The 25,894-nt window shown below is 38.8% G+C and carries 22 protein-coding genes and 1 pseudogene; 10 read left to right on the top strand and 13 right to left on the bottom strand.

The features are described 5' to 3' along the window. Positions 1-2 precede the first annotated feature (2 nt). The 4 genes from MSG66_RS09040 to pncB all read right to left on the bottom strand — a co-directional run bounded on the left by MSG66_RS09040 (position 3) and on the right by pncB (position 4,712). Positions 3-1,223 carry an acetamidase/formamidase family protein gene (locus MSG66_RS09040; RefSeq protein WP_324653741.1) on the bottom strand — a complete coding sequence of 407 codons (1,221 nt, stop codon included), beginning with the start codon at positions 1,221-1,223 and terminating at the stop codon, positions 3-5. Between the two features lie 430 nt (positions 1,224-1,653). After that, complete coding sequence (asd, locus tag MSG66_RS09035; protein ID WP_133971161.1) at positions 1,654-2,505, bottom strand: archaetidylserine decarboxylase; 852 nt, start codon at positions 2,503-2,505, stop codon at positions 1,654-1,656. After that, entirely contained in the window at positions 2,502-3,350 is an 849-nt protein-coding gene (locus MSG66_RS09030) for a sulfurtransferase (protein ID WP_262473070.1), read from the bottom strand. Before MSG66_RS09030 ends, asd begins: the two co-directional genes overlap by 4 nt. A 147-nt stretch (positions 3,351-3,497) precedes the next feature. Continuing rightward, on the bottom strand, positions 3,498-4,712 hold the full coding sequence (pncB, locus tag MSG66_RS09025; protein ID WP_324653738.1) for a nicotinate phosphoribosyltransferase: 1,215 nt from the start codon (positions 4,710-4,712) through the stop codon (positions 3,498-3,500). A gap of 168 nt (positions 4,713-4,880) precedes the next feature. Between pncB and dtd the strand changes: the two genes are divergently transcribed. Then, on the top strand, positions 4,881-5,324 hold the full coding sequence (dtd, locus tag MSG66_RS09020) for a D-aminoacyl-tRNA deacylase (RefSeq protein WP_009391425.1): 444 nt from the start codon (positions 4,881-4,883) through the stop codon (positions 5,322-5,324). 43 nt (positions 5,325-5,367) lie between these two features. Here the strand turns inward: dtd and MSG66_RS09015 are convergent, their stop codons facing one another. From MSG66_RS09015 to serB, 3 genes are all read right to left on the bottom strand, one after another. Further along, positions 5,368-5,847 (bottom strand): hypothetical protein, encoded by a 480-nt coding sequence (locus tag MSG66_RS09015; RefSeq protein ID WP_003654185.1) that lies wholly within the window; start codon positions 5,845-5,847, stop codon positions 5,368-5,370. A gap of 251 nt (positions 5,848-6,098) precedes the next feature. Beyond that, the gene (aciT, locus tag MSG66_RS09010) at positions 6,099-6,434 is read right to left on the bottom strand and encodes a ciprofloxacin tolerance protein AciT (RefSeq protein WP_042896020.1); all 336 of its coding nucleotides are present in this window, start codon (positions 6,432-6,434) and stop codon (positions 6,099-6,101) included. A 409-nt stretch (positions 6,435-6,843) separates the two neighbouring features. After that, positions 6,844-8,067 carry a phosphoserine phosphatase SerB gene (gene serB, locus MSG66_RS09005; protein ID WP_042895863.1) on the bottom strand — a complete coding sequence of 408 codons (1,224 nt, stop codon included), beginning with the start codon at positions 8,065-8,067 and terminating at the stop codon, positions 6,844-6,846. A gap of 59 nt (positions 8,068-8,126) precedes the next feature. Between serB and MSG66_RS09000 the strand changes: the two genes are divergently transcribed. The 8 genes from MSG66_RS09000 (at position 8,127) to glmS (ending at position 16,388) form a co-directional block, all read left to right on the top strand. Further along, positions 8,127-9,434: a hypothetical protein gene (locus MSG66_RS09000; RefSeq protein WP_133971151.1), complete on the top strand. Its 1,308-nt coding sequence runs from the start codon at positions 8,127-8,129 to the stop codon at positions 9,432-9,434. A 239-nt stretch (positions 9,435-9,673) separates the two neighbouring features. Then, positions 9,674-10,795 (top strand): bifunctional 3,4-dihydroxy-2-butanone-4-phosphate synthase/GTP cyclohydrolase II, encoded by a 1,122-nt coding sequence (gene ribBA, locus MSG66_RS08995; protein ID WP_003654193.1) that lies wholly within the window; start codon positions 9,674-9,676, stop codon positions 10,793-10,795. Positions 10,796-10,806: 11 nt separating this feature from the next. Next, positions 10,807-11,277 carry a 6,7-dimethyl-8-ribityllumazine synthase gene (ribE, locus tag MSG66_RS08990; protein WP_002119264.1) on the top strand — a complete coding sequence of 157 codons (471 nt, stop codon included), beginning with the start codon at positions 10,807-10,809 and terminating at the stop codon, positions 11,275-11,277. Between the two features lie 3 nt (positions 11,278-11,280). After that, positions 11,281-11,730 (top strand): transcription antitermination factor NusB, encoded by a 450-nt coding sequence (gene nusB / locus MSG66_RS08985; protein ID WP_042895867.1) that lies wholly within the window; start codon positions 11,281-11,283, stop codon positions 11,728-11,730. Positions 11,731-11,746: 16 nt separating this feature from the next. Next, complete coding sequence (gene thiL / locus MSG66_RS08980; protein WP_133971149.1) at positions 11,747-12,664, top strand: thiamine-phosphate kinase; 918 nt, start codon at positions 11,747-11,749, stop codon at positions 12,662-12,664. Then, positions 12,642-13,157 (top strand): phosphatidylglycerophosphatase A, encoded by a 516-nt coding sequence (locus tag MSG66_RS08975; RefSeq protein WP_133747300.1) that lies wholly within the window; start codon positions 12,642-12,644, stop codon positions 13,155-13,157. The genes thiL and MSG66_RS08975 overlap by 23 nt, the downstream gene beginning before the upstream one ends. Positions 13,158-13,172: 15 nt before the next feature. Then, the gene (gene glmU, locus MSG66_RS08970; RefSeq protein WP_324653729.1) at positions 13,173-14,537 is read left to right on the top strand and encodes a bifunctional UDP-N-acetylglucosamine diphosphorylase/glucosamine-1-phosphate N-acetyltransferase GlmU; all 1,365 of its coding nucleotides are present in this window, start codon (positions 13,173-13,175) and stop codon (positions 14,535-14,537) included. Positions 14,538-14,549: 12 nt separating this feature from the next. Continuing rightward, positions 14,550-16,388 carry a glutamine--fructose-6-phosphate transaminase (isomerizing) gene (glmS, locus tag MSG66_RS08965; RefSeq protein WP_324653727.1) on the top strand — a complete coding sequence of 613 codons (1,839 nt, stop codon included), beginning with the start codon at positions 14,550-14,552 and terminating at the stop codon, positions 16,386-16,388. Positions 16,389-16,624: 236 nt separating this feature from the next. Here glmS and MSG66_RS08960 read toward each other — a convergent pair. Continuing rightward, positions 16,625-16,919, bottom strand: a pseudogene (locus MSG66_RS08960) (hypothetical protein). Between the two features lie 1,076 nt (positions 16,920-17,995). Here MSG66_RS08960 and MSG66_RS08955 point away from each other — a divergent pair. Continuing rightward, positions 17,996-19,219, top strand: a complete 1,224-nt coding sequence (locus tag MSG66_RS08955; RefSeq protein WP_324653726.1) for a hypothetical protein — start codon at positions 17,996-17,998, stop codon at positions 19,217-19,219. A gap of 62 nt (positions 19,220-19,281) precedes the next feature. Here MSG66_RS08955 and murI read toward each other — a convergent pair whose 3' ends face one another. From murI to MSG66_RS08930, 5 genes are all read right to left on the bottom strand, one after another. After that, positions 19,282-20,082 carry a glutamate racemase gene (murI, locus tag MSG66_RS08950; RefSeq protein WP_324653724.1) on the bottom strand — a complete coding sequence of 267 codons (801 nt, stop codon included), beginning with the start codon at positions 20,080-20,082 and terminating at the stop codon, positions 19,282-19,284. 114 nt (positions 20,083-20,196) lie between these two features. Then, complete coding sequence (locus MSG66_RS08945) at positions 20,197-22,023, bottom strand: DUF885 domain-containing protein (protein ID WP_324653723.1); 1,827 nt, start codon at positions 22,021-22,023, stop codon at positions 20,197-20,199. A 252-nt stretch (positions 22,024-22,275) separates the two neighbouring features. Further along, entirely contained in the window at positions 22,276-23,196 is a 921-nt protein-coding gene (gene hutG, locus MSG66_RS08940) for a formimidoylglutamase (protein WP_324653722.1), read from the bottom strand. Between the two features lie 10 nt (positions 23,197-23,206). Next, positions 23,207-24,412, bottom strand: coding sequence for an imidazolonepropionase (gene hutI, locus MSG66_RS08935; RefSeq protein WP_324653720.1), 1,206 nt, complete (start codon positions 24,410-24,412; stop codon positions 23,207-23,209). Positions 24,413-24,463: 51 nt separating this feature from the next. Continuing rightward, on the bottom strand, positions 24,464-25,876 hold the full coding sequence (locus MSG66_RS08930; RefSeq protein WP_133971130.1) for an amino acid permease: 1,413 nt from the start codon (positions 25,874-25,876) through the stop codon (positions 24,464-24,466). Positions 25,877-25,894 lie beyond the last annotated feature (18 nt).

The raw sequence follows: 25,894 nt of genomic DNA, 5'->3' as shown, positions 1-25,894 counted from the left end.
AATTATTTACTCTCAAACTCTTTAAAATCAGCTTTTCGGATTTTTGCATGAATACCTTTTGTTTTATCTACAACTTGTGAAACTTCAAAATCAGTTGCGGCACTTAAATACGCATACGCTATTGCTTCATCAATGCCGTATTCTTGGTTTAAGAAACGAATAGCTTCTCGTGTAGATTTTTTCATTGCTTCATCCAGATCTTCATCAAGTCCCGGCGTAATCCAAAACTCAGCATTTTCAGCTAAAGGTTGTGTTAACTCTTTACCCGGTATTTTATCTTTACCCGCCTTGAGCAAGGTAAATTTTAGTGTCGCACGTGCTGAAGCTTCTAATGCAGTTAATGCTACTTCACCATCCCCTTGCGCGAAATGACTATCACCCGTATAAAATAACGCGCCTTTGACCTGAACAGGATAATAGGCTGTTGAACCTGCACCTAATTCATTAATATCAATATTTCCGCCATACATTGCAGGTGGTACAGAATGAACAGGTTCAGAAGTATTTGCTGCTACGCCCATAATTCCCATAAAAGGATACAGTGGAAAACGTATTGATTTACCCGATTCCGTTTTTAATACACCTTCGTATTCACCTTTAGCATTTTTTTCAATTGGTGTGAAAATCGATACATTTCCATAACGTTCAGGATGCTCAGCTGATGCATTTTCTTGCTTTTCTTTTTTAGGAAATTCTCCGACTAAAGCACCCTTACCATGTCTATTTGAAATGACACCATAAGGAACACGTGGCTCAACTTTAAGTACTTCAACCTTTAAAATATCACCGGGCTGTGCACCTTCAATTGCAACAGGACCTGTCACAATATGTGGCCCATCTTTATGAAAATCATGCTTTAAATTTGACTGCGTAATTGTTTTTGCTTCTTCCAAGATTTCATTAGAATTTACGCCCTTCGATTTAAAGAACTTTTCAGCATTACGTCCTTGGTCTTCAAGCAAACCTTCATGAGAAACCGTATCAAATGTCACAACACTACCCGATGGAACAGTAAGTACGGGTTTGGCATCCCGATTCGGTAAATAGCCCCATATAATGGTATTTAAAGTAGATGGAACGTAATAATTGCCTTTATATTCGCCAGTTTGAAATTGAGTAGGCTGTTTTGAAATTTGATTTAAAACTTTAAAATCATTGGCATGGCTGAGTGAAATACAAAGTACAGATAAAACCGAAGCTGTCAGGCGTTTAACTTTTAACATGATTTTAGAACCTAAAAAATATGAAAATTACAGTAAGGTCCTGAATAGTTAGCAAGCAGTGTGCCAAAGCTGTATTTATGTAGTATGTAAAAAAGTTATTCGCTGTTCTAAAAGTTAAATAATTTTTTATATTTAATAACTTATCTTTAAATAAATTAAAAATTAAGACTTAAGTCTAACTTGAATATTTATTTCTCTTTTTATTTATAAAATTTTAATTATATTAATATTTTTGCTCACTTTAACCACATATGAATGGCCTACATTCATATAATGTACTAATTTAGATCACTTAATAATAATTATATTTATATATAATATAATTCCAAACAACATAATATATTGTGTTTTTATATAGTTTAAATCAAAAAAATAAACCCTGAATAATTAAACTCAGGGTTTACTTGTTTTATATGGGTTATATCGTTTATTAAACTGTATGTCCCATGCGCTCGCCCATTACAACCACAGACTCGGCTTTAAAACGTTGTTCCCATTCAATCTTATCTTTTTCAAATAAAATAACAGCTGTAGAACCTAAATAAAAACGTCCAAGCTCGGCACCTTTTTCCAGCTTCAAATGATGATGCTGTAATTCGATACGACCTGAAGGTTTCACTTTACCTGTCGCTACAGTTTCAATACCAGCAACAATCATTGCACCTACTAAAACAACAGCCATACGGCCAAGTTCCGTATCAAATAAACACACCATGCGTTCATTACGAGCAAATAGTCCCGGTACATTTTCAGCAGTCACCTGATTTACTGAAAATAGCTCACCCGGTACATATAACGTTTCAGTTAATGTACCTGCAAATGGCATGTGAACACGGTGGTAATCACGTGGAGATAAATAGACTGTCGCGAACTCACCGTCTTGAAACGGTTGAGCAAGTTGTGGGTCACCAATTAATTTCTCTACAGAGAAGCTTTGACCTTTTGCTTGAAATACTTCACCCGCAGTAATTTTACCAATCTGAGAAATTGCACCATCGGCAGGTGATACAATACTGTCTGTATTTTCGTCAACCAGACGTACACCTTCTTTCAAAGCACGAGTAAAAAATTCATTAAAAGATTTATATTTCAGTGCATTGCCTTGTTCAGCAATCGACAAATCAATCCCATATTTGGTTTTAAATGCATGAATAACAGCAGTTTTCACAACTGGATTTTCGCTCGCAGCAACTTTACCTACCACACGGCTCAATTGATGCTGTGGTACAAGGTTTTGCGCCTTAATAAATAATTCTTTTTTTAATCGAGATGTGAAACTCACGACGGTGATTCTCCAGTAATAATAGGACTATCGAGGCGATTGCCCCATTCACTCCACGCACCATCATAGGCTTTTGCTTCCCAGCCCAAGAGCCTAGCCAAAATATAGGCTAAACCGGAACGGTGATGTGACTGGCAGTACACAACTACAGGCTGTTTTAAATCAAACCCCAGTTGTTCAAGGCGCTGCCGCGTGCGTTCAAGCGGATGCAATTTTAGATGATTTTGACGATTAAGTGCAGTACTCCATTCAAAATGGAGGGCATTTGGAATGTGACCGCCGCGTCGCGCTGCTAAACGGACACCACTATATTCATCACTTGTCCGGCAATCCCACAATTGAACATTTTCTTGTTCGACTTGTTTTCGTAGTTCTTCGTAGTTCACTCGAAACTGAGCAGCATGCGATAAATCAATTTGGATTAAATCATCAACTCTCGGAAGTTTTTCAATTTCGGTTGTAGTTGGCAGTCCAGCCCCTAACCACGCATGAATACCGCCATTAATTAAACTGGTGCGGGTAAATCCTAAGCAATGCAAATTCCAGATTAAACGTCCAGCCCATGCCCCACCTTCATCGTCATAGACCACGACATGATGATTTGGCGAAATATTCAATTTTTCAATAAGCGCTTGTAAACCAGCTTCATCTGGTAAAATACCCGTAGCTTCTTCTTGTTGAGCCACTAACCACTTAGGTTGTAAATGAATAGCATGTGGAATATGGAGTTGTTCATAAACAGAAGCACGGCTCAAATCTACAATGCGAATATATTCATTGCCTAAATAAGGTACCAATTCTTCTGCTTCTATTAATAAATCGAGTTTAAAATCCGGGAGTGTCATCGTCATGGTTTCTTTTTATACCAGCTTAATTTCATATTAGCATAAGCATATATCTATCAAACTCTGATTTTCTGCAACTCTTTAGCAGAAAATCAGATATCAGCATTCTTACTTTTAAAAATACAAAATAGCGAGATTATTTTTTAATTAAACGACTTCTTCAAGTTCTTCAATTTCAAAAACCTGACGTAAATAAGCCAAGAAAGTATCGTTATCAGTCATGGTTTTACCGGGACTATCTGAAATTTTCGCAACAGACTGTCCATTGCACTCAACCAGTTTCAACACAATATTGAGTGGTTTTTGTCCCATGTCATTGGTCAAATTAGTTCCAATACCGAAACTCACCTGAAAACGATCTTTGAAATATTGGTGCAATTCCCATGCTTTTGGCAAATTAAGACCGTCGCTAAAAGTTAGCATTTTAGTTTTGGTGTCAATTTTTAATTTACGATAATGCGCATAGGCCTTATCGCCCCATTCATAGGGATCACCACTGTCATGACGTAAACCATCAAATAGTTTGGCAAAATACAGGTCAAAATCTCGGAGGAAAGCATCCATACCCACAACATCGGTTAGGGCAATTCCTAAATCGCCACGGTACTCTTGTACCCACGTTTCTAAAGCAGCTTTCTGGAAATCACGTAGACGGACATCAAGCGCCTGAAAAGCCTGTAAAAACTCATGGGCCATGGTTCCAATTGGCGTAATGTTTAATTCTTTAGCAAGCAGGACATTACTTGTACCACGGAATACATTTGGCACCGTTTTATGAAAGGCTGCCACAACATGCTTTTGCCAAACGAAGCTATAACGACGACGTGTACCAAAATCAGAGACTAAAAATGGAGGGTCATTCGGTTTTTGAGTTTTTTCATATTGCTGAATCAATTCGAGCTTTGCTTGTAAACGGCGTTCCCCCTCAGCCCATACATCGTCGGTTTTAATACGGCTAAAATAAAGTTCATTTACAATTGCCAATACAAAAATTTCAAACATCATGGCTTGGACCATCGGACCTTCAATATGAATATCTAATCGGCCTTCGGCATCAATACTTGCCTGAATAAAACGTCGTTTCAGTTGAAATAGTTCTAAATAATCAACAAAGTCACTTTTTATAAAGCGTAATTTACGCAAATATTGAAGCTCGTCTTCTTTATATTTGAGATTACATAAATGGTCGAGTTGCTCGTTTAAGTCATCCAAAATATCCACTAACGGATAAACTGTATCTTCTAAATTTCTACAGCGGAAATGATAGACACTATGGGTTTGCGGAAATTTATGCAAAACCACTTGTAACATCGTAAATTTGTACAAGTCTGTATCTAGTAAAGAATGGATAATTGGAGACATAGTCAATGATTATTCGCTTGCTTCTTAGCATTAAAGCATATTTTTATAAATGAATTGCGGGCTTTTAGACCATTGTTGCAATTCCATGAAATTTCCTTTTAAAAATCATTTAATTTAAATTCTGCTAAACTAAACCAATTCAATTAATTGCAGAAATTTGCTTTAACTATGCGTGCTTTAATACAACGAGTTCTTGAAGCCAAAGTGGTGGTTGACGGTGAGACGACTGGTGAAATCCAACATGGACTACTGGTTTTTTTAGGTATCGGTCGAGATGACACTTTAGCAATTGGCCAAAAGCTTATTGATAAGATTTTGAAATATCGTATCTTTGATGACGAACAGGGCAAAATGGGCTGGAATGTCTCTCAAGCAAATGGTGGAATCCTGCTTGTTTCACAATTTACTCTGATGGCCCAAACTCAAAAAGGTTTACGTCCAGATTTTGGTCCAGCCATGCCACCAGCAGATGCCAAAGCGTTATATGAACAGTTGGTTGAATATACACATTCACAATTTGAAAAAGTTCAAACCGGCATTTTTGCAGCTGATATGAAAGTACATTTAATTAACGATGGTCCAGTTACGTTTAATTTGGAAGTCGAAGCTTAGATATAAAAAAACTCCCGTTCGGGAGTTTTTTTATATCTGGCGATTAACGACCAGTTTTCTCTTTAATAAAAGCACGTGCCTGACGTACTTTATCTTTAACTGGTTTTGGCAACTTAGGTGGAATGAGTCTAGCCACTTGGTTAAACCAAACAAGTAGGCTGAAGTCGCCTTCCATTTTAATACTGCCGTTTTGCATACCCGTCATAAATGCTGTTGGGTCACCTTTAATCAAAGTTTTTACGCCCTGTTCGCTATCTGCAAACTGCAAGATAAAATCAGCTTTTTCAGGTGCGCCTGCAACAGTGTCAATCTGTCCATTATTAATAATGATCTGACGTGCAACACCTAAATCCGTACCGATCTGAATACGAAATGCGCGGTCATGAATCAATTCAATAAACTTAGGGCTAGTACGTGCCAATTGCTTCATACGCAGCACTAAACCTGCTACCAATAAATCTAACGGGTCTGTACTGACATCAACGAGAGGTAATTTGACTACAGGTATAGAAGAAAGTTTCATGAACATTCACGCCTATTGTATTTTTATGAAAACTGTAGAGCAAAACTTAGCAAGGACATACCATTGCGTGTGTTTTGTGCATCAACTGATAATTTTTAGCTGGCAACGCAATCTAGATGAAACGTCAACAGACCCATCTATCCTAGCATAACTGGCTATTTTTTAATAAATGCTTTGTATAATAAAAATCACGTTTCGTAAATAAAAGAGGCATGCTATGCATACCTCTTTACCGTTAGATAACAATTTAATTATCGGCTAGAACATTGCTGCTGATCATCTTCATATACTGGCGTATGTTCTATATATTGGCGATTTGCCAAAGCCTTTTGTGCCTGTTTATCCTCACGTAACAAAATAAATGTAACTATTACCATCGCTAGACTTAGTGCAGTTAAATAACTATATGTGACTGGCATTTCAAAAGTGACTTGAACTCCAAAACGGACCACTTCCAATAGCCCCCAAAAGAACATCCCTGCAAGCATAAAACCAAGCCAACGACGGTAAGGAGAAAAGAAAACAGCAACAAGCGCGACAGCGATCAAGCTGAATCCGGCGATAGCGGCAAAATTCGCTGTTACCATAGAAACCTCCGTCTTAATGAAAACGTCTAAAAACATTCGGTCTTAAAAACCCGACCTCATTCTAAAAACAACTTTAATTCATAATTTGTATTGAAGCTTAGGATGCATTATGGATGTTTTTTTTTAGAAAAAAAGACCCGTCTTTTCTTAATGCGACATACTTTGTCGCAACATTCTTTTGTCATTACATTTTTGTAAATTTCAAAAAGTTCGATTCCCTATATGGCATCAATTCTGGCGTGTCATTACAAAAAAATATGTTGTTTTTAAGGCCCAAAATAAGTTTTTTTCAGATTTTTTTATTGCCTTTTTTCTGTGCACGATTTGAGCATAACATCCTTGATTTTATAACTATTCTGCATAAAAAAAGCGCTACTCTGAAGTAGCGCTTAAAGCTTAGCCCTATAGATTAAGCACGGTTTAAATCTTTGTCATGCATACCAAGTAAATACAGCACTCCATCCAAGCCGACACTTGAAATAGCCTGATTTGCATTTTGACGAACTAAAGGTTTAGCACGATAAGCCACACCAAGCCCTGCAATCGCAAGCATTGGCAAATCATTCGCACCATCGCCTACCGCCATGGCTTGTTCTAAAGAAATATCCATTTTATTTGCAAGTTCACGTAATAGCTCAGCTTTACGGGCGCCATCAACAATCGCACCTTTAACTTCACCCGTTACAAAGCCATCTTGTACATCTAAAATGTTGGCATGAACTTCATCGATACCAAGTTTACCTTGTAGATATTCAGCAAAATATTGGAATCCACCCGATAAAATTGCCGTTTTATAACCTAGTGCTTTCAAGGTCGAGATAAGACGTTCAGCACCTTCTGTAATAGTTAAACGCTCTGCAATTTTAGGTAAAACAGCAGCATCCAGTCCTTTTAATAATGCAACACGAGCACGGAAGCTTTGCTGAAAATCAAGTTCACCTTGCATCGCTCTTTCAGTAATTTCAGCAACTTGTGCACCCACCCCTGCTTCAATCGCCAGCTCATCAATAACTTCTTGTTCAATTAATGTTGAGTCCATATCAAAACAAACTAAACGACGGTTACGTCGATAAGCGTTGTCTTCTTGAACAGCAACATCAATGTTTAATTCGCTTGAAAGAAGTAAACATGCTGCACGCATGGCTTGTGCGTCTAAAGTTGGACCACTACTTAAACCAAACTGTACACATGCACGACGTGGGAATGCGCTATCCTTTTCAAAGTCGACACGGCCTGATAAACGGGTTACCGTTTCAATGTTAAAGCCTTGGCTAGACACAATTTGTGTAACTGCTTGTAAGTGTGCAGCAGTAAGTTCAGGTGCTAAAGCCGTGACGATATAACGAGTACGGCCGCCTTCACTTACCCATTGATCGTATTCTGCGCCTGTGATTGGTTTAAAGCGCACTGTTAAGCCAATATCATGTGCTAAAATCAGAATTTCTTTCATTGCCAATGCGGTCGCAGTTTCATTATCAGACGCGACCACAATGCCCAATGTAAGTTGATTATGAATAACAGCCTGACCTACATCCAGTATTTGCAATGAATGTACGGATAGTACTTGCATTAATCGGGTAAACTGGTTTGGTTGGTCTGGTCCTAAAAAGGATATAAGAATGATTTCTCGCATGAATTGACTCTAGTCTGAGTGACAACTATTGTAAGAATCATAATCGAATTTCAATATAATTGCCTTGGAAGTTTAACTTGATTGCGCCTAGACAAGGGCTATTTGCTAGCCTACTGATCGTTAGTTTTGCATTGCATACCTTTTTATTGGTGATTGCAACGACACACCAGCTCAATGAAAACCGTGCGAGTCAAGGTCAGCTCATGACCAGTCAGCTCGTTGCAGACAGCTTATCCGAGCTAGAACCGGCAAATACGGTATCTTTAGCTCTGATTGCCAATCGCTATGCGACCAATCCAAGCGTTGCGTCTATTCGCATTCTTGATGCCAATAAACAAGTGCTGGCAACAAGCGGAATTTCAAAAACTCGCCAAGGTGAGATTTTTGCTCGCGATGCGCTGCAAAATGAAAAGAAAGTGGGCTCTATTGAAATTACGCTTATTCAGCCAAGTATTGGGGAAATTCTGCGTACTCAATGGCTGGCAATCTTAGCTTCTCTGTTTTTGCATGTTTTATTATGGCTTGCCTATCGCGCGATTGCTCGTCCAACCCGTACTGAATATTTGGCACGTATTAATGAAGAAAATCGTTTAAAACATGAAATTCAGCAGTTAACTCAGGCGCTTGCAATCGAAAAACAAAATACGGTGACTTTAGTTGCCCAAGCTCAGCAGCAAGCGAAAGGTAAACCATCGGTTCGCCCACAACCAGAGAAAACTTCAGATTCTAATAACCAACATGTGTTGGCACTTAACATTCAGTTTTATGATCCTAAACAGTTATTAAGCAGTGTTAACCAATCGGTATCGGTCCCGTACTTTAAACTCTGTCAGCTTTTTTTAAACAAGAGTATCGAGTTGTGCGTGAAGCATTACCAATTAAAGTTATCGGACATTGAAGTCGTAAATGAATTTAATGCTGAAGGCGCTACACTTGCGATTTCAACTTCGCATACTCACGCTGTAGAGTGTCTGCTTATGGTTGGAACCGTATTCCAGTTGCTTTCTGACGTTTTATATAAACGTTACCGCGAAGATAAACGCTTTGCTTTGCAAACTCGTAGTGCAACTTGTAATGCTGTAGAAGCTATGCAAATTGATGCGCAAGAGGCTGCTCAACGTTTAGCACAACATCTCCATGCAAAAGAATCTGCTTTATATCTTGAGAATGATCAACTCAAGGCAATTCAAGACAGCTATCAACTTGTTGCAATGCCAAACCCAAGTAATGTCATGACTCGTCATGCCTTTATGATTAATGGCATGAATGCAGAGTGTGCTGAACTTGCTCAAAATATCCGGACTGAGATTTTGATGGGAAAAAAATCAATCCCACAAAATGATAGCCCAAGCAGTGCAGCTTCATAAAAAGTAAGTGCGCACATCAGAACCTAGCCTTTTGGCTAGGTTTTTTTATTTAAATTCATTGTTTTTATTTTAAATTATTCCATTTTCTTATGATTTATTTGTATAAATAAAGCTGGATCTATTCTTTAGAGTAGCAAATTTGGATAAATCAGAATCATAGGCAAAATTCTCTAAACAGCGTAAACTATGCAAAATTTATTAAATAGAAATTGTCTTACGACAAAAAAAGGTGAAAGCGAATGCCGCTGAGTCGTGTTGAAGATCTTGTCGCCGATATTCGTGCAGGCAAAATGGTTATCTTGATGGATGACGAAGATCGCGAAAATGAAGGTGATCTTGTCATTGCAGCAACGCATGTTCGTCCTGAAGATATTAACTTCATGATTACCCATGCACGTGGTCTAGTTTGCCTAACGTTAAGCCGTGAGCGCTGTAAGCAGTTAAACCTTCCATTGATGGTTGACCAAAATGGTGCTCAGCATAGTACAAATTTTACTTTATCAATCGAAGCCGCTGAAGGTATTACGACTGGTATTTCAGCAGCAGAGCGTGCACATACAATTCAAGCTGCTGTCGCAGCGCATGCAAAGCCAAGTGATATTGTACAACCAGGCCATATTTTCCCATTAATGGCACAACCAGGCGGTGTACTACATCGTGCAGGTCATACCGAAGCGGGCTGTGATTTAACACGCTTAGCGGGTCTTGAACCAGCTTCTGTTATTTGTGAAATCATCAATGAAGATGGCACAATGGCACGCCGTGCAGATTTAGAAATTTTTGCCGAGAAGCATGGCTTAAAAATTGGTACAATTGCGGACTTGATTCACTACCGCATGACCAATGAGCAAACGGTTGAACGCCTGGATCAAAAAACCATTCAAACAGAATATGGTTCATTTGAACTCTATCGTTATCGTGAGATTGGTAACCCGGACATCCATTTGGCTTTAGTCAAAGGCGAGCCAAAAGAAGGTGTTACAACAGTACGTGTACATGGTTTCAGTCCAATTCGTGATTTGCTTAAGCTAAATAAGGCTGATGGTGAACCTGCGTGGAATTTAGACCGTGCACTACAGACAATTGCAGCGAGTGATCGCGGTGTTTTAGTCTGGATCGGGCAAGATCATTTGCAAGACTTGGGACCAGCGTTGGATGATTTAAATAAGCCAAAACCGGTGAAATCCAATGCAGCACTTTCACATCAATATCAAACCATTGGTGTAGGCGCTCAAATTTTGCGTGACTTAGGTGTTGAAAAAATGAAGCTTCTTAGCTCACCATTACGTTTCAATGCCTTATCTGGCTTTAATTTAGAAGTAGTGGAATATGTCACTGCTGATCAAATCACAACGAAATAATCGAGGTTGCTATGGCAATTCGCCGTATTGAAGGTTTATTACATCTCGCAAGCGAAGGTCGTTATGCGATTTTAGTGGGTCGTTTCAACAGTTTTGTTGTTGAACACTTATTGGATGGTGCAATCGACACATTAAAACGTCATGGCGTAAATGAAGATAACATTACTGTTATTCATGCTCCTGGCGCATGGGAACTCCCGATTGTTGCTAAAAAATTAGCTACATCAAACCAGTTTGATGCCATCATCGCACTTGGCGCAGTTATTCGTGGTAGCACACCACACTTTGACTTCGTTGCTGGTGAATGTGCAAAAGGTTTAGGTGTAGTTGCGTTAGAAAGCAGCTTGCCTGTCATCAATGGTGTATTAACTACTGATAGCATTGAGCAAGCCATCGAACGCTCAGGCACAAAAGCAGGTAATAAAGGTAGCGAAGCTGCTTTAACTGCAATTGAAATGGTTAATTTATTAAAGGCAATTTAAAGCATGTCTCAAACACTGCAAGCCGTTTATGCAGCAAAACGCAAAGCACGTCGTTTTGCTGTACAAGGTATTTATGAGTGGCAAATGAGTCACAACCCTGTACACGAAATTGAAGCACGTACACGTGCTGAAAATGCCATGCACAAGGTCGACTTAAACTACTATCACGAACTGTTAACGCAAGTGATTGCACAGCGCGAAGATCTTGATGCATTGTTGATTCCGGTACTTGACCGCGAACTTGATGCACTTGATGGTGTAGAGCTCGCAACCTTACGTTTAGGGGCTTATGAATTACGTGATCATTTAGAAGTACCTTATCGTGTAGTTCTTGATGAAGCCATTGAACTCGCCAAACACTTTGGTGGAGCAGATAGCCATAAATACATTAATGGCGTTTTAGATCGTTTAAGTTCAACACTACGTAGTGCTGAAAAACAACAAGCAAACTAATAGGTTTGAAGTTGATATGGCTGAGTTTTCTATTATTGACCAATACTTTAACAGACAATCTTATACAGATGTCACCTTAGGTATTGGAGATGACTCAGCCTTAGTCACCCCTCCAACAAATCAACAATTGGTGATCTGTGCAGATACGCTAGTTGCTGGTCGTCACTTCCCTCTTGATACCTCTCCCCATGCCATTGGCTGGAAAAGTGTTGCTGTCAATCTTTCAGATATTGCTGCAATGGGTGCTAAACCTCATAGTATTTTACTTGCGTTAAGCTTACCTACCATTGACCATGAATGGCTTGAAGGATTCAGTCAGGGAATTCATGACTGCTGTAATCAATTTGGTGTTGCTCTCATTGGTGGAGATACGACTCAAGGTCCACATCTCACCATTACCGTCACGGCCATGGGCTGGATTGAAACCGGACAAGCTGTGTTACGTTCAGGCGCAAAAGTCGGTGACTATGTTTGTGTGAGCGGCCAAGTTGGAGATGCAGCCTATGGTTTACAACACCTAGGACACCCCTTACAACAAAGACTAGACTACCCAACACCACGTTGCCAGCTTGGACAACAGCTAAAAGGTCTTGCTTCTAGCATGATTGATATTTCTGATGGATTAGCCCAAGATTTAGGCCATATTTTAAAAGCCTCACACGTCGGTGCTCGATTATTTTTAGAAAAGTTACCGATTGATTCAACACTACAGCAACTCGAAGAGCAACAGCGTTGGCAATATGCTCTAGCTGGTGGTGATGACTACGAATTATGTTTTACAATAACACCGCAAAATTATGAAAAACTTTTGCAAAAACAACTAGACGTTAAGATTACAATGATTGGACAGATCATTGAGCAAACAAAACTAACTTTTAAGCATTTGGGTGCAGATTACCCATTGCAAATTCATGGATACCAACACTTTGCATAAGCCTCCCATTCATTTTAAAGATATGTCTTGGTTTAACCGCTGTATTGTTTTCTGTGGAGTTGGTTTTGGATCTGGTCTCGCACCTAAAGCACCTGGTACTTTTGGCTCTGCCTTTGCCCTACTCTTCGTTCCGATCTGGTTATCGCTTGGATTTAACTTAAGCTTAATCGCGATGATTATCATGTCACTGGTCGGGATTTATATCTGTGGGCAAACTGCAAAAGTCATAGATGTACACGATGATGGTCGAATTGTGTGGGATGAATTTGCAGGGCAATCTATTACCTTTCTTCCTCTCATTTATTTACAACAAATGAACTGGATGTGGGTAATCGTCGGCTTCATATTATTTCGAATTTTCGATGTTTGGAAACCTTGGCCTATACGTGTTATTGATCGTCAAGTACATGGTGGTTTTGGTATTATGCTTGACGATATTATTGCCGGTGTATGGGCTGCTCTTTGTACACTAATTATTATCCATTTGACTTAATCATTAGAGTTATACATGTCAACTACCGTCATTATTCTTGCTGCTGGCAAAGGAACGCGTATGCGTTCTCAGCTTCCTAAAGTACTACAACCTTTAGCGGGTCGCCCATTATTAGGGCATGTCATTCAAACAGCAAAACAATTACAAGCTAAAAATATTATTACAATTTATGGTCATGGTGGTGACCGCGTACAACAAACATTTGCCCAAGAAAATGTTCAATGGGTTGAGCAAGCTGAACAACTGGGTACAGGCCATGCAGTACAAATGACTTTACCCGTACTCCCAAAAGAAGGTGTTTCACTGATTTTATCAGGCGATGTACCATGCATTAATGCAAATACGTTGCAAAAATTATTAGATACATCGACTCAGACAGGAATTGGCTTAGTTACGCTTACTGTAGATGATGCAACAGGTTATGGCCGTATTGTGCGCCAAGATGGCAAAATTCAAGCCATTGTTGAACATAAAGATGCAAATGAAGCACAACGCCAAATTAAAGAATTCAATACAGGCATTTACTGTGTTAGCAACGCAAAACTTCATGAGTGGTTGCCTAAACTTTCAAATGAAAATGCACAGGGTGAATATTACCTAACTGACATCGTTGCAATGGCAATTGCAGATGGCTTAGAAGTTGCCTCTGTTGAACCAGAGCTTGCTTTTGAAGTTGAAGGGGTTAATGACCGCTTACAACTTGCAGCTTTAGAACGCCAGTTCCAGCAAGAACAAGTCAAAAAGCTCATGCAGCAAGGTGTAATGTTCTTCGATCCTGCACGTTTTGATTTACGTGGCTCTGTAAAAGTTGGACAAGACGTTCGTATTGACATCAATGTTATTATTGAAGGTGAATGTGAGCTTGGTGATTTTGTAGAAATCGGTGCTGGTTGTATTTTAAAGAACACTAAAATTGCAGCAGGTACTAAAGTTCAAGCCTATAGCGTTTTTGATGGTGCAGTTGTAGGTGAAAATGCTCAGATTGGACCATTTGCACGCTTACGCCCAGGGGCGAAATTGGCAAATGAAGTGCATATTGGCAACTTTGTTGAAGTTAAAAACACATCGATCGGATTAGGTAGTAAAGCTAATCATTTCACCTATTTAGGTGATGCCGAAATCGGTGCTGAATCAAATATTGGGGCAGGTACAATTACTTGCAATTATGACGGTGCAAATAAACACAAAACCACTATTGGCGATGCAGTTTTTATCGGTTCTAATAGCTCGCTGGTTGCTCCGGTGACCATTGGGAATGGCGCAACAGTTGGTGCGGGTTCTGTGATTACGAAAGATGTAGCCGAACAAAGTCTCTCCTTTGAACGTGCACAACAAATTTCAAAAGCAAATTATCAACGTCCCCAAAAGCTTAAAAAATAAGAGGATTGAAGTATGTGTGGTATCGTCGGAGGCGTTGCAGAGCGTTGTGTAACCGAGATTTTAATTGAAGGTTTAAAACGTCTTGAATACCGTGGTTATGATTCTGCGGGTGTTGCTTTACTAAATAATCAACAAATTTTACGTGAGCGCCGTGTAGGTAAAGTCATCAATCTTGCAGATGCAGTTGCTGAACACCAACTTACAGGGGCTATCGGCATTGCGCATACACGTTGGGCGACCCATGGTAAGCCAACTGAAAACAATGCTCACCCGCATATGTCTGGTAAAGTTGCTGTCGTACATAACGGTATCATTGAGAACTATCAAGAACTAAAAGACGACCTACAAGCTTTAGGTTATGTTTTTACTTCTCAAACAGATACTGAAGTTGTTGCACACTTAGTTGCTGAAGCCCTAAAAAGCACAGATAGCCTTTTAGAAGCTGTTGAAAATGTTGTACCACAGCTTAAAGGTGCTTATGCGCTAGGTATTATCCATAGCGATTATCCAGATGAACTCATTACTGTACGTGAAGGTTCACCTTTAGTGATTGGCGTAGGTATCGGTGAAAACTTTATTAGTTCAGACCAACTTGCACTTTTACCAGTGACAAACCGCTTTATGTACCTAGAAGAAGGTGATATTGCGCGTCTTACACGTACTTCAATTGAAGTATTTGTAAACGGCGAACGCGTTGAGCGTCCAGTGCGAGAGCTTGATGCAACTGTAAGTAATGCATCAAAAGGTGAATACAAACACTACATGCTCAAAGAAATTTATGAGCAGCCAGAAGCAATCAAGCAAACGATTTCTCAAGCACTTGATGGTAATAGTTTACGTGATGATTTCTTGAAAAATGCTGAAGCAGATTTCAATAAAATTCAAAGCGTACAAATCATCGCTTGTGGTACAAGTTACCACTCAGGAATGATTGCGAAATATTGGTTTGAACAACTCATTGGCGTGCCTTGCCAAGTTGAAATCGCGAGTGAATTCCGTTATCGCACCCCTGTAATTGTTGAAAATACACTTTATATTTGTATTTCACAGTCAGGTGAAACAGCCGATACTTTAGCTGCGCTACGTGAAACTCAAAAACGTGCGAAAGCAAACAATATCGACATTCAGACTTTAACGATCTGTAACGTTGCAACGTCTTCAATGGTTCGTGAAACTAATCATCACTTATTGACGCTTGCTGGTCCTGAAATTGGTGTTGCATCAACTAAAGCGTTTACGACTCAGCTCGCTGCGCTTATGTTGTTAATCTTGAAAATTGGTCAAGTTAAACAACGTATTAGTCCTGCGCTTACTGAAGAAATTACGCGTGAGCTATGGCACAGCCCGAAAGTTATTCTTGATACCCTCAAAAATGACCCAGAAATTTTGCGTTTGTCTGAATTATTCGTTGAAAAAAATCACTGCTTATTCTTAGGCCGTGGTACGAATTATCCAATCGCATTGGAAGGCGCATTAAAGCTCAAAGAAATTTCATATATTCATGCAGAAGGTTATGCGGCTGGTGAGTTAAAACACGGTCCATTAGCACTCGTTGATAATGAAATGCCAATCGTGATTCTTGCTCCACATGATGAAATGCTTGATAAGCTCAAATCAAATATGGAAGAAGTTCAGGCACGTGGTGGTGAATTATTCGTTTTCGCTGATGAAAATAGCGGAATCAATGAAAAAGACCGTCAGCACGTTGTGCATATTCCAGCAGTAAATGAATGGCTAGCTCCAATTGTTTATAGCGTACCAGTTCAGCTATTGTCTTATCACGTTGCTGTATTACGTGGTACAGACGTTGACCAGCCACGTAACTTGGCTAAGTCAGTAACTGTAGAGTAATTTAAAAAAGCTCATTATTAAGGCATCACCTGCTTTAATAACTGATTGATTAAGCCTGATATGTGTAAGTGCATATCGGGCTTTTTTATTGCATTCATACGGCATAGCCCCTTTCCCGTGAAAGAAAATCGAGTTTAATAATAGAGAAGTCCCCTAGGACCCTGTGTCACAACGGACTTTTTACTTTTGCGCTGATTTAAAGTTTGAGAGATCATTGCGACACAGAGATAAAGGAGCTAAGCGAACTTAGCCCATTTCAGTTTTGTCGCAGCGTTGAATGCTGCTAAACAAGTTAGGGGCAAAGTCCTGTGGGAGAACAGGACTTTGCAAACTGGTGTGTTTTAAACGTTGTACGGTTTGAGATGAATACACCTGTGCAAGCTGTTGGCAAATACAATCGCAACTGGCTTGCATGTGTTCACCTGAAAAACAAATTCTTTTAAATTCCTGCTGAGCATTGGCATCATCATTTGTAATACTGTAAGCACCGACCATAAGGTTTAAAACTAATATAAATTTATGAAGCTTCATATTATTCACATGATTATTTATATCTTTAAATAAAATCAAAATATTATTCATTTAAATATTAAAATAATTTTTAAAATAATAATTAACCCTCCTACAAATACAGGAAAATAAAATAATTAAAATTTTAAAATAAAAATAATTTATAAATTTAAAAAATCAGGTCGCAAAAAACCTAAATTTTAAATAAATAAAATAATTAAATAAGAGAGAAAATGAGTTTGAATAGTGGCATAGCCAACTCCTTAAAAATGGAGTCCTACCACCAGATCACCGCGAATTAATTTATGGTGGTAGAACGGAAAGAGGTTGACAGACTAGACTTAGCGACCAGCACGCGCGAACGCGTCCCCCTTCCGCCCTACCATAGAGAAAAAGGGGGCACAAAGGTTCCACATGGGAAATACTAAGGAAGTATAACCCATTTGCTAAGTACGGTCTGTCAAAACCGTCTGGCAATGTAGGCCAGCAACGAAATATTAATCGGTATAATAAAGAACGTCAATTTATTTTAATAAAAAAGTTTAAATATAATAATTTTATTAATATTTAGATAATATTATTCTCTTTATTGTATTCATGGCTTTTAATTAAATTTAAAATATAAACTTGAGTTATATATATTTAGTTAATAAAACAAACTAATCGTTAATTCTAATTTAACAGTTTATGTAAATATATAAGATTAAAAAGAGCTAGGCATAAAAACGTCTTATAGAAAACCCCTACTCCATCAGATGATAAGCGAACACCTCTTACCATCTTTTCGAGAGCTTATTTTCCTACAGCTTTTACAGGTAAATGTTTATCTAAGAAAGCAAAAGACCGTCAATACGTTGTACAGATTTAAAAGTATATTGAGCTTTTTATTGTGCTCATAAAGCTCTAAAGCATAGTTTCTGGCTTTTATTAAGATATTCTAATAAATACATCTAAATCAATATCTTATATACAAAAACCAACAAAAACACTCGGATTTATACATATGAAATTATGGTATAAATCACGCTTCGAAATTTTCTTGATAACTATAAATTTCGACTATTACAAAACTTTCTAATTATAAGGAGTGACTTATCATGGCTAATGGATTCCCAGAAGGAAACTTTAGAATCATTAACAAAGAAACAGGTGCATGTATTTCAAGTCTGTATGGTGGTCAGACACATGGTATGCAAGATGCCGTAACTGCACGTGGTGAAACGGGTCAGTTATCGTACTCTCATACAAATGACCGTGAATTTACGGTACATGACAAGGTTAAAAACATAGAAGAAGAGCTTTGGTATTTTGACAGTAGTGCAGACAGTTGGGGTTATAAAGTGAATATGCTTTATAACAAAGTTAAAGATATCCGATCTAGTTGGGTTCTCGGTGCTTGTGTAAATACAAAAGTGATTGGATTTAAGCTGCATGACAAAGACTTAGAACATTTTATTAGTCTTTTACCAAAGCAAGATGAAGAAACACTAGCCCACTTAAGAACCAGTGATGGTCTTGATATTGTTCGTTTATTAGAAATATTTATTCATAGTAACGGTGAAGAAAATATTAAATCCGAACTTATTGGCAAACAAGATGAGACTAAGCTGAATGATGCTTTAAATACGGTACTGGCTCATAATTCAATTCGTAGCATCGAGCAAAAGTTCTATGAATATGCTGAATATGCTGAATCTCCGTTTCTAGATTTCGATATTCCTGAACTTAAAGATTTATCTGACAGTTCTTTCGCTCAGCAGAATGAACAACTCTATAAGATCATTTTTGCTTCTGTGCAATTAGATGTCTTGGATCAAAAAGATTGGCAATCAGATTCAGTATTCCGATTGTATTTACGCCGTTACAATATCAATGAACTTCTAAAAAAACTTAAAAAAGAGCAGCTTGGGGAACTACAAGAAAAGGTATGGACAGAGCTTCAAGATGTAGAAGACCCTCAAAAAGAAGCAGTAAAAATTATTCTAGAGCTTAGAAAAACTCTAGATTTACATACGAATGAAAAAAATATAGATACGGCCAAAAAGATTTTGCAGACAGCTTTAACGTCAAATGAGTCTTTTGAACAACTGCAAACAGCATTAAAAAGTATAAATGATAAAGAGATGCAGGCAATTCATTGGCATAGTGGCGATGTTTTCTTACAAGGAGCGGGCCGCCAGTACCAAACTAAGTGGGCATTTGAAGATGGTTATATCTTTGTAGAAGACCAACCAGATGCTGTACTGACACATCTCTGCGATTCATATGCAATTATCAGTCAACGATCTAATGACCCAAAACAGCGCTGGGAATTTAAATAAGCTTAATTTGAGTTAGAGCACAGGATGGTAAGAGAAAATGCTCTTACCATCTTTTCGAGAGCTTATTTTCCTACAGCTTTTACTGGTAAATGCGTACCTAACAAAGAAAAAGTAACATCCGCAACTTCCAACGGGTCTGAACTGGTCCAAATAATATGATTTCCATCATTTGAGCTTTCAGAACTTAAATGATATCTCTTTAACTGGCGGATTAAATGTGCTGTAACTGCTTCTGAAGGCTCAATAATTTGGATATCACGGCCTACAATTTCCTGAATCGTATCTGAGACAAACGGATAGTGTGTGCATCCTAAAATAATTGTATCCACTTTTTGTTCGACCAACGGCGCCAAAATATTTTCTAAATAATCCTTAACTTCCGCGGTATGTGCTTTGCCCGTTTCGATTTTTTCGGCTAAGCCAATACAAGGCACCAAAGACACTTTAATATCTTGCGCATACGTTTCAATTAAACTTTTTAAGTTTTTGCCCTTCACTGTGGTGGCAGTTGCCAAGACAGCAATATGCTTACTTTGAGTGATTGCTACTGCGGGTTTTACGGCGGGTTCTATTGCAATAAGTGGCACATTAATTTGTGCTCTAATCGTTTCAATCGCTACAGCCGTCATGGTGTTACAAGCAATCACAATCGCTTTGCATTTACCCTGTGCAACTAGGTTTGAAATTAAATGCGTAGTCCTTGAAACAATCCAGTCGCTTTCTTTGTCTCCATACGGGACATATTTCGAGTCAGCAAAATAGATAATATCTTCATTCGGAAGTGCCTGCCGAATGTGCTTAAAGAGAGACAGCCCACCTAAACCAGAATCAATCATTCCAATCGGGTTATTCTTCTGGTTCATTATTTTTCCAATTTTAAATTCTAAAAGAAACTATATTTTTCATTATTATATTCTGTTTTCTATCTGTTTTTAAATCAGGCCTCTGAAGACCTGACCTAAATTTCGAATTTTATTTTAAGCTGCCGCTTTTTGTTCCTTAATCCAATTTTTAATACGGGCATCCAATATATTTAAAGGCAATGTTCCTGCATTTAAGATCATGTCATGGAATACTTTTATATCAAAACGATCTCCAAGCTCATGCTTAGCTAACTCTCGTAACTCTAAGATTTTAAGTTGCCCCATCTTGTATGCCAATGCTTGGGCAGGAATAGCAATATATCGATCTGTCTCTGCCTGAATATCAGGTTCATCTAAAGCAGAATGTTCTCGCATAAAATCAATCATTTGCTGACGAGTCCATTTTTTATAATGTACTCCAGTGTCAACCACTAACCGACAAGCACGAAATAACTCACTCGATAGTCTTCCATAGTCTGAAAGTGGGTCTTTATAGAAACCAACGTCTTTACCCAGTTGCTCTGCGTAAAGTGCCCATCCTTCAATATAGGCAGTATGATTCGGCTGCTTGCGGAACATTGGCAAATTTGGCAAGTTTTGAGCTATATCAATCTGCATATGATGCCCCGGAATAGCCTCATGATAAGCCGTAGCTTCCATTGATATTTTTGACCGTTCAGAGAAGTCGCCTGTATTCACATAAACTTGTCCGGGGCGTGAACCATCAGGTGTTCCTTGATGATATTCGGCGCCTGCTGCTTCTTTTTCTCGATATTGCTCTACAGGTAAAACTTCGACTTTATTTTTTGGTAATAAACCAAACAGCTTCGGCAACTCTGGTTGGATTTGGGCAATATACCCCCGATAAATTTCTAAAATTTCTTCACGAGATTTTGGGAAAACAGCGGGATTTGTTTTTAAGGATTGTTGGAAACTTTTTAAGTCGCTGAAACCTTGTGCTTTGGCAATTTTAAGCATTTCCGCTTCAATACGAGCAACTTCTTTTAATCCGAGCTGATGGATATTTTCAGGGCTTTCAGAGGTTATCGTATTATTTTCTACATAAAAGCGATAGAGCTCATCTCCTTTTGGTAAGCTCCATATACCTTCATGTTGTCGTCCATAGGGTAAGTAATCTTTCTGAATAAACGTGCCGAGTTTTTGATAGGCAGGCCGAACATACTGATGTATGGCCTGTAGCATTTCATGGCTTAAACGTTCTTGTTCTGCTTTCGAAATGTTATTTGGAAATTGCTTTAATGGAGAAGCAAAAACACTATCCTTCCCTACGGGAGTTGCAATGCTATTAATCTGTTTTGCCACCTTTTCAATTAAGTATTTCGGTGGCATCAAGCCATCTTTTTGTCCTTGTTTCGCTAACTGAATCCCCTGATCAAGAATAAGAGGGATTTGCTTTAAACGAGCAATATAGTCTTCATATTGCTTAGCATTATCAAAGGGAATCGAACTAATAAACCCCGGAAACTGTAAATGCAGTCCCCACATTTGATTGAAAGGCATCTCATAGAGTTTCAAATCATAATTTTTAAGTGACTCTTTCAACTGATAAATTATTAAATCTTTATTTAATTGATCAGTTGCTGAAAACCCTGTGCTATTAATCGCTTCAAAACGTTTTAAGAAATTTTGCGTACTTCTTTTATCTTTCTCGATCTGATTTTTTGAAAGCTCAGTCCATCGATTGTTGTAGCGTAAATCTCCTAAAATAGTTGCAGTTTCAGGATTATTTTTTAAAGTATATTCCCACTGTTCTTGTAAAAGCTGGTTTAAAGCTTTCACCCGAACAGAGACATTACTATTTGGTTTAGATTGTGATTTTTCGATGGTATTCGTATTAATTTCGGGGGTTGCAGCACCAGAAGAATGAGACATCCAAAATAAAACACTGATACAAGCCAAGTGTAAGGTTCTGTTTTTCATTTAATTATCCAGAAATATTTAACGAAGGTTAAAATAAAGACAAAACAAATTACGTGCCAAGCAGCATATAAAATGGTGTAAAAATCGAGTATTTTTTTAACTCAATGATTTTATAAATTAATTTTCTTTTTAATTAAATTATTTATAGTTGCTATCTATATTCCGTATCTGACTTTAATGGTTCAGAAACTTAAAAAAGTGCACATGAGCGATCTCAGTGCACTTTTGAATTTCTACATTAAAAATTGTTTCTTAAGAAAATAAATATTGATAAACAATATAGGCAGCCAGTTTTGCTGTTCTATTGTCTAAATCAAATTTTGGATTGCACTCAGCAATATCTAAAATTTTGATTTTTCCAGTCTCTTGAATATGCTTAAAAATTGCTTCAAAAGTAGCTAAATCAATTCCTTTTACAGCAGGTGCACTAACTCCCGGTGCAACCGCAGCAGCAAATACATCTAGATCAATCGTAACGTACAAACAGTCCACTTTCTCAATAAAAGCATCAACCGCCGCAAGTACGTTGTTCAGGTTAAAAATATTAACCTCATGATCACGTAAATATGAGCAATTTAGAGCATCAGCTGTATCAAACAAAACTTTAGTATTGGCATGGTTGGCGACCCCAATACATAAATAATTAAATTGTTTTTGATGCTGCTCAGAAAGTCGAGCTGCCTGTAAAAAAGGTGTTCCAGATGTCGCCTGCTCTGCTTCACGTAAGTCAAAATGGGCATCGAAATTAATAATGCCTATTTTTTGTTCAGGCGCATGTGCTTGTACATATTGGAATAAACCGCTAAAGCTGCCAAATGCAACCTCATGTCCACCACCTAGTACAATCGGTTTTAAACCATTTTGTAGGCTATTTGCGACTTGCTCAGCCAACTCAGTTTGCGCTTGTTCTAAATTGCCATATTCACAAGTTACTGTACCTAAATCGACAATACTGACTGGACGATGAATAGGTAAATTGGCAAGCTGGTTACGTATTGCGTCTGGAGCATCGGCAGCACCAACTCGGCCTTTGTTACGTTTCACGCCTTCATCAGAGCTAAAACCAATCAGCGCAAAGTCTGCGTGTTGGGTTTTGTTGATAATATGATGAATGCGTTGGTGTGCTTCACCTTCGCCATCATGGCGGCCTTGCCATTTAAATGTGTGATTCATGTGACACCGTTTAAAAAATAACTTCTTGTCCATGCTGAATTACTCGCTTAGGTAAATCTCCGCCAAGCCAGTAAACAATTTCAGATGGATGCTCAATATCCCAAGCCACAAAATCCGCGACTTTACCTTGTTCCAAACTGCCATGTGTTTGCTCTAAACCGAGTGCTTGTGCAGCATGAATAGTCACACCTGCCAATGCTTGCTCAGGTGTAAGACGGAATAGCGTGCTGCCCATATTCAGCATTAAACGTAAAGAAAGTGCTGGAGATGTGCCCGGGTTTAAATCGCTCGACAGTGCAATACGCACGCCATGCTTAATGAGACTTTCAACTGGTGGATATTGTGTTTCACGTAATAGATAAAAGGCGCCCGGCAATAGCACAGCAACCGTGCCCGACTCTGCCATGGCTTTAACATCATCTTCGGTCATGTATTCTAAATGGTCAGCCGACAATGCATGATAACGTGCCGCCAAGCTTGAGCCACCTAGCGATGAGAGCTGCTCGGCATGAAGCTTAACGGGTAGATTCAGTGATTGGGCTGTTTTAAAAACACGTTCGACCTGAGCTGGTGAAAATGCCAGATGCTCACAAAAAGCATCAACAGCATCGACTAAACCTTCAGCATGCAGTTTAGGCAACATTTCTGTACAGATATGCTCGATATAAGCATCGCTTTGATCTTTGTACTCTGGCGGTAAAGCATGAGCAGCCAAACAAGTACTTTTTACGGTCATTGGCAAGACTTCACCAATTTGACGAATCACACGCAGCATTTTGCGCTCATTTTCGTAATTAAGTCCGTAACCAGACTTAATCTCGATGGTGGTTACACCGTCTTGTTGCATACAGCGAATGCGTTTAAGTGCTGAATTTAATAATTGTTCTTCGCTTGCTTCACGCGTTGCGCGCACTGTACTTGCAATGCCACCACCGCTTGCTGCAATTTCAGCATAGCTCACACCTTGCAAGCGTTTTTCAAACTCAACACTACGGTTGCCACCAAATACACTATGCGTATGACAGTCAATAAACCCTGGGGTTACCCAAGCGCCTTTTAAGTCAACTGTTTCGGAATATGTGTCGGTAGGAAGTTGTTGTTGTTTTCCAATCCACTGAATGAGATGCCCTTCTGTGACAATTGCAGCATCTTCAATGTAAGAATATTGCCCATTTTGCATGGTCGCAATGTGGCAATTTTGCCAAAGTTTTTTCATTAGCCTTTCCTCAAAACTGCCCAATAGTTAAACCATTGGGCAGTTCATTTGTTAGCTTTCTATCTCAACATTTTGATGGATAGGATTACTTTCCTTGCCCAAGTTCTGGTCTGGTTTTACCCATATGCGATAAGCAATAGTTAATAGAACAAGCCATGTTATGCCTACATAAATTGCAGGACGTGAATCAGGGAAATAACCCATCATCACTAAAATAAACACCATAAAACCAATCGCGAACGCAGGTGCATATGGCCAACCCCATACAGGGAAATCAAGCGCCTTAATTTCAGCAGTAGATAATTTACGGCGCATTGCCACTTGCGAAAGCAAAATCATGAGCCAAACCCAGACGGTTGCAAAAGTCGCAATTGATGCAATGATCATGAATACATTTTCAGGAATAAGGTAGTTCAGTACCACACCCGTCAATAGCACACCGGCCATCACCACAACAGTCATCCATGGCACACCATTACGTGACAGTTTTTGGAAAACTCGAGGTGCTTGACCACGGTTTGCCATACCATAAAGCATACGGCCTGCGCCGAATACATCACTGTTAATTGCTGAAACAGCCGCTGTAATCACGACAATATTCAAAATATTTGCTGCTGATTTAATGCCTAAATTTTCAAAAATCTGGACAAATGGACTACCTTGGCTACCAATTTGGTTCCATGGGAAAATCGACATCAAAACAAAAATCGTGAGTACATAAAAAAGTAAAATACGAACTGGAACAGCATTAATTGCTTTTGGCAAAGTCGTTTTCGGATCTTGCGACTCACCCGCTGTAATGCCAATAATCTCAATACCACCAAAAGCAAATACAACTACAGATAAACATGCCACCAGACCGGCAATACCATGCGGCATAAAACCGTCATAAATCCATAGGTTTGAAATGCCCGGTACGATATTGCTATGGTCAGCCTGAAAACCATAGAACATAAGGCCCAAACCACCTAAAATCATGGCAACAATGGCGGTAACTTTGATAATGGATAACCAGAATTCGAGTTCACCAAAGACTTTAACGTGAATTAAATTAATGGCACCCAAGAACATAATTAACGATAAAATCCAGATCCACCGTGGCACATCGGGATACCAGAACCCCATATAAATACCAAAAGCAGTGACATCGGCAAGTGCAACAATCACCATTTCAAAAACATAAGTCCAACCTGTGGTAAAACCTGCCAGTGGACTAATGTACTGTGATGCATAATGGCTAAATGAACCAGATACAGGGTTATGGACAGCCATTTCACCCAGTGCACGCATAACAATATAAATTGCAATCCCTGCAACAATATACGCTAGTAATACTGAAGGCCCCGCCATTTTAATGGCAGTTGCCGAACCATAGAAAAGCCCAGTTCCAATTGCTGAGCCCAATGCCAAGAAACGAATGTGACGGGTGTTCAACCCCCGCTGTAGTGTGGAGTTTTGTGACATTATAATCTCCAATCCTTG

Source organism: Acinetobacter sp. IK31, from assembly GCF_035615195.1.
Classification (GTDB): domain Bacteria; phylum Pseudomonadota; class Gammaproteobacteria; order Pseudomonadales; family Moraxellaceae; genus Acinetobacter; species Acinetobacter calcoaceticus_C.
This window is presented reverse-complemented; position numbering and strand designations above follow the sequence as displayed.

Coding starts and splice junctions, on each gene's coding strand:
- MSG66_RS09040 (WP_324653741.1), bottom strand. CDS start 1,223: ATGTTAAAAGTTAAACGCCTGACAGCTTCGGTTTTATCTGTACTTTGT.
- MSG66_RS09030 (WP_262473070.1), bottom strand. CDS start 3,350: ATGACACTCCCGGATTTTAAACTCGATTTATTAATAGAAGCAGAAGAA.
- pncB (WP_324653738.1), bottom strand. CDS start 4,712: ATGTCTCCAATTATCCATTCTTTACTAGATACAGACTTGTACAAATTT.
- dtd (WP_009391425.1), top strand. CDS start 4,881: ATGCGTGCTTTAATACAACGAGTTCTTGAAGCCAAAGTGGTGGTTGAC.
- MSG66_RS09015 (WP_003654185.1), bottom strand. CDS start 5,847: ATGAAACTTTCTTCTATACCTGTAGTCAAATTACCTCTCGTTGATGTC.
- aciT (WP_042896020.1), bottom strand. CDS start 6,434: ATGGTAACAGCGAATTTTGCCGCTATCGCCGGATTCAGCTTGATCGCT.
- serB (WP_042895863.1), bottom strand. CDS start 8,067: ATGCGAGAAATCATTCTTATATCCTTTTTAGGACCAGACCAACCAAAC.
- ribBA (WP_003654193.1), top strand. CDS start 9,674: ATGCCGCTGAGTCGTGTTGAAGATCTTGTCGCCGATATTCGTGCAGGC.
- ribE (WP_002119264.1), top strand. CDS start 10,807: ATGGCAATTCGCCGTATTGAAGGTTTATTACATCTCGCAAGCGAAGGT.
- nusB (WP_042895867.1), top strand. CDS start 11,281: ATGTCTCAAACACTGCAAGCCGTTTATGCAGCAAAACGCAAAGCACGT.
- thiL (WP_133971149.1), top strand. CDS start 11,747: ATGGCTGAGTTTTCTATTATTGACCAATACTTTAACAGACAATCTTAT.
- MSG66_RS08975 (WP_133747300.1), top strand. CDS start 12,642: ATGGATACCAACACTTTGCATAAGCCTCCCATTCATTTTAAAGATATG.
- glmU (WP_324653729.1), top strand. CDS start 13,173: ATGTCAACTACCGTCATTATTCTTGCTGCTGGCAAAGGAACGCGTATG.
- glmS (WP_324653727.1), top strand. CDS start 14,550: ATGTGTGGTATCGTCGGAGGCGTTGCAGAGCGTTGTGTAACCGAGATT.
- MSG66_RS08955 (WP_324653726.1), top strand. CDS start 17,996: ATGGCTAATGGATTCCCAGAAGGAAACTTTAGAATCATTAACAAAGAA.
- murI (WP_324653724.1), bottom strand. CDS start 20,082: ATGAACCAGAAGAATAACCCGATTGGAATGATTGATTCTGGTTTAGGT.
- MSG66_RS08945 (WP_324653723.1), bottom strand. CDS start 22,023: ATGAAAAACAGAACCTTACACTTGGCTTGTATCAGTGTTTTATTTTGG.
- hutG (WP_324653722.1), bottom strand. CDS start 23,196: ATGAATCACACATTTAAATGGCAAGGCCGCCATGATGGCGAAGGTGAA.
- hutI (WP_324653720.1), bottom strand. CDS start 24,412: ATGAAAAAACTTTGGCAAAATTGCCACATTGCGACCATGCAAAATGGG.
- MSG66_RS08930 (WP_133971130.1), bottom strand. CDS start 25,876: ATGTCACAAAACTCCACACTACAGCGGGGGTTGAACACCCGTCACATT.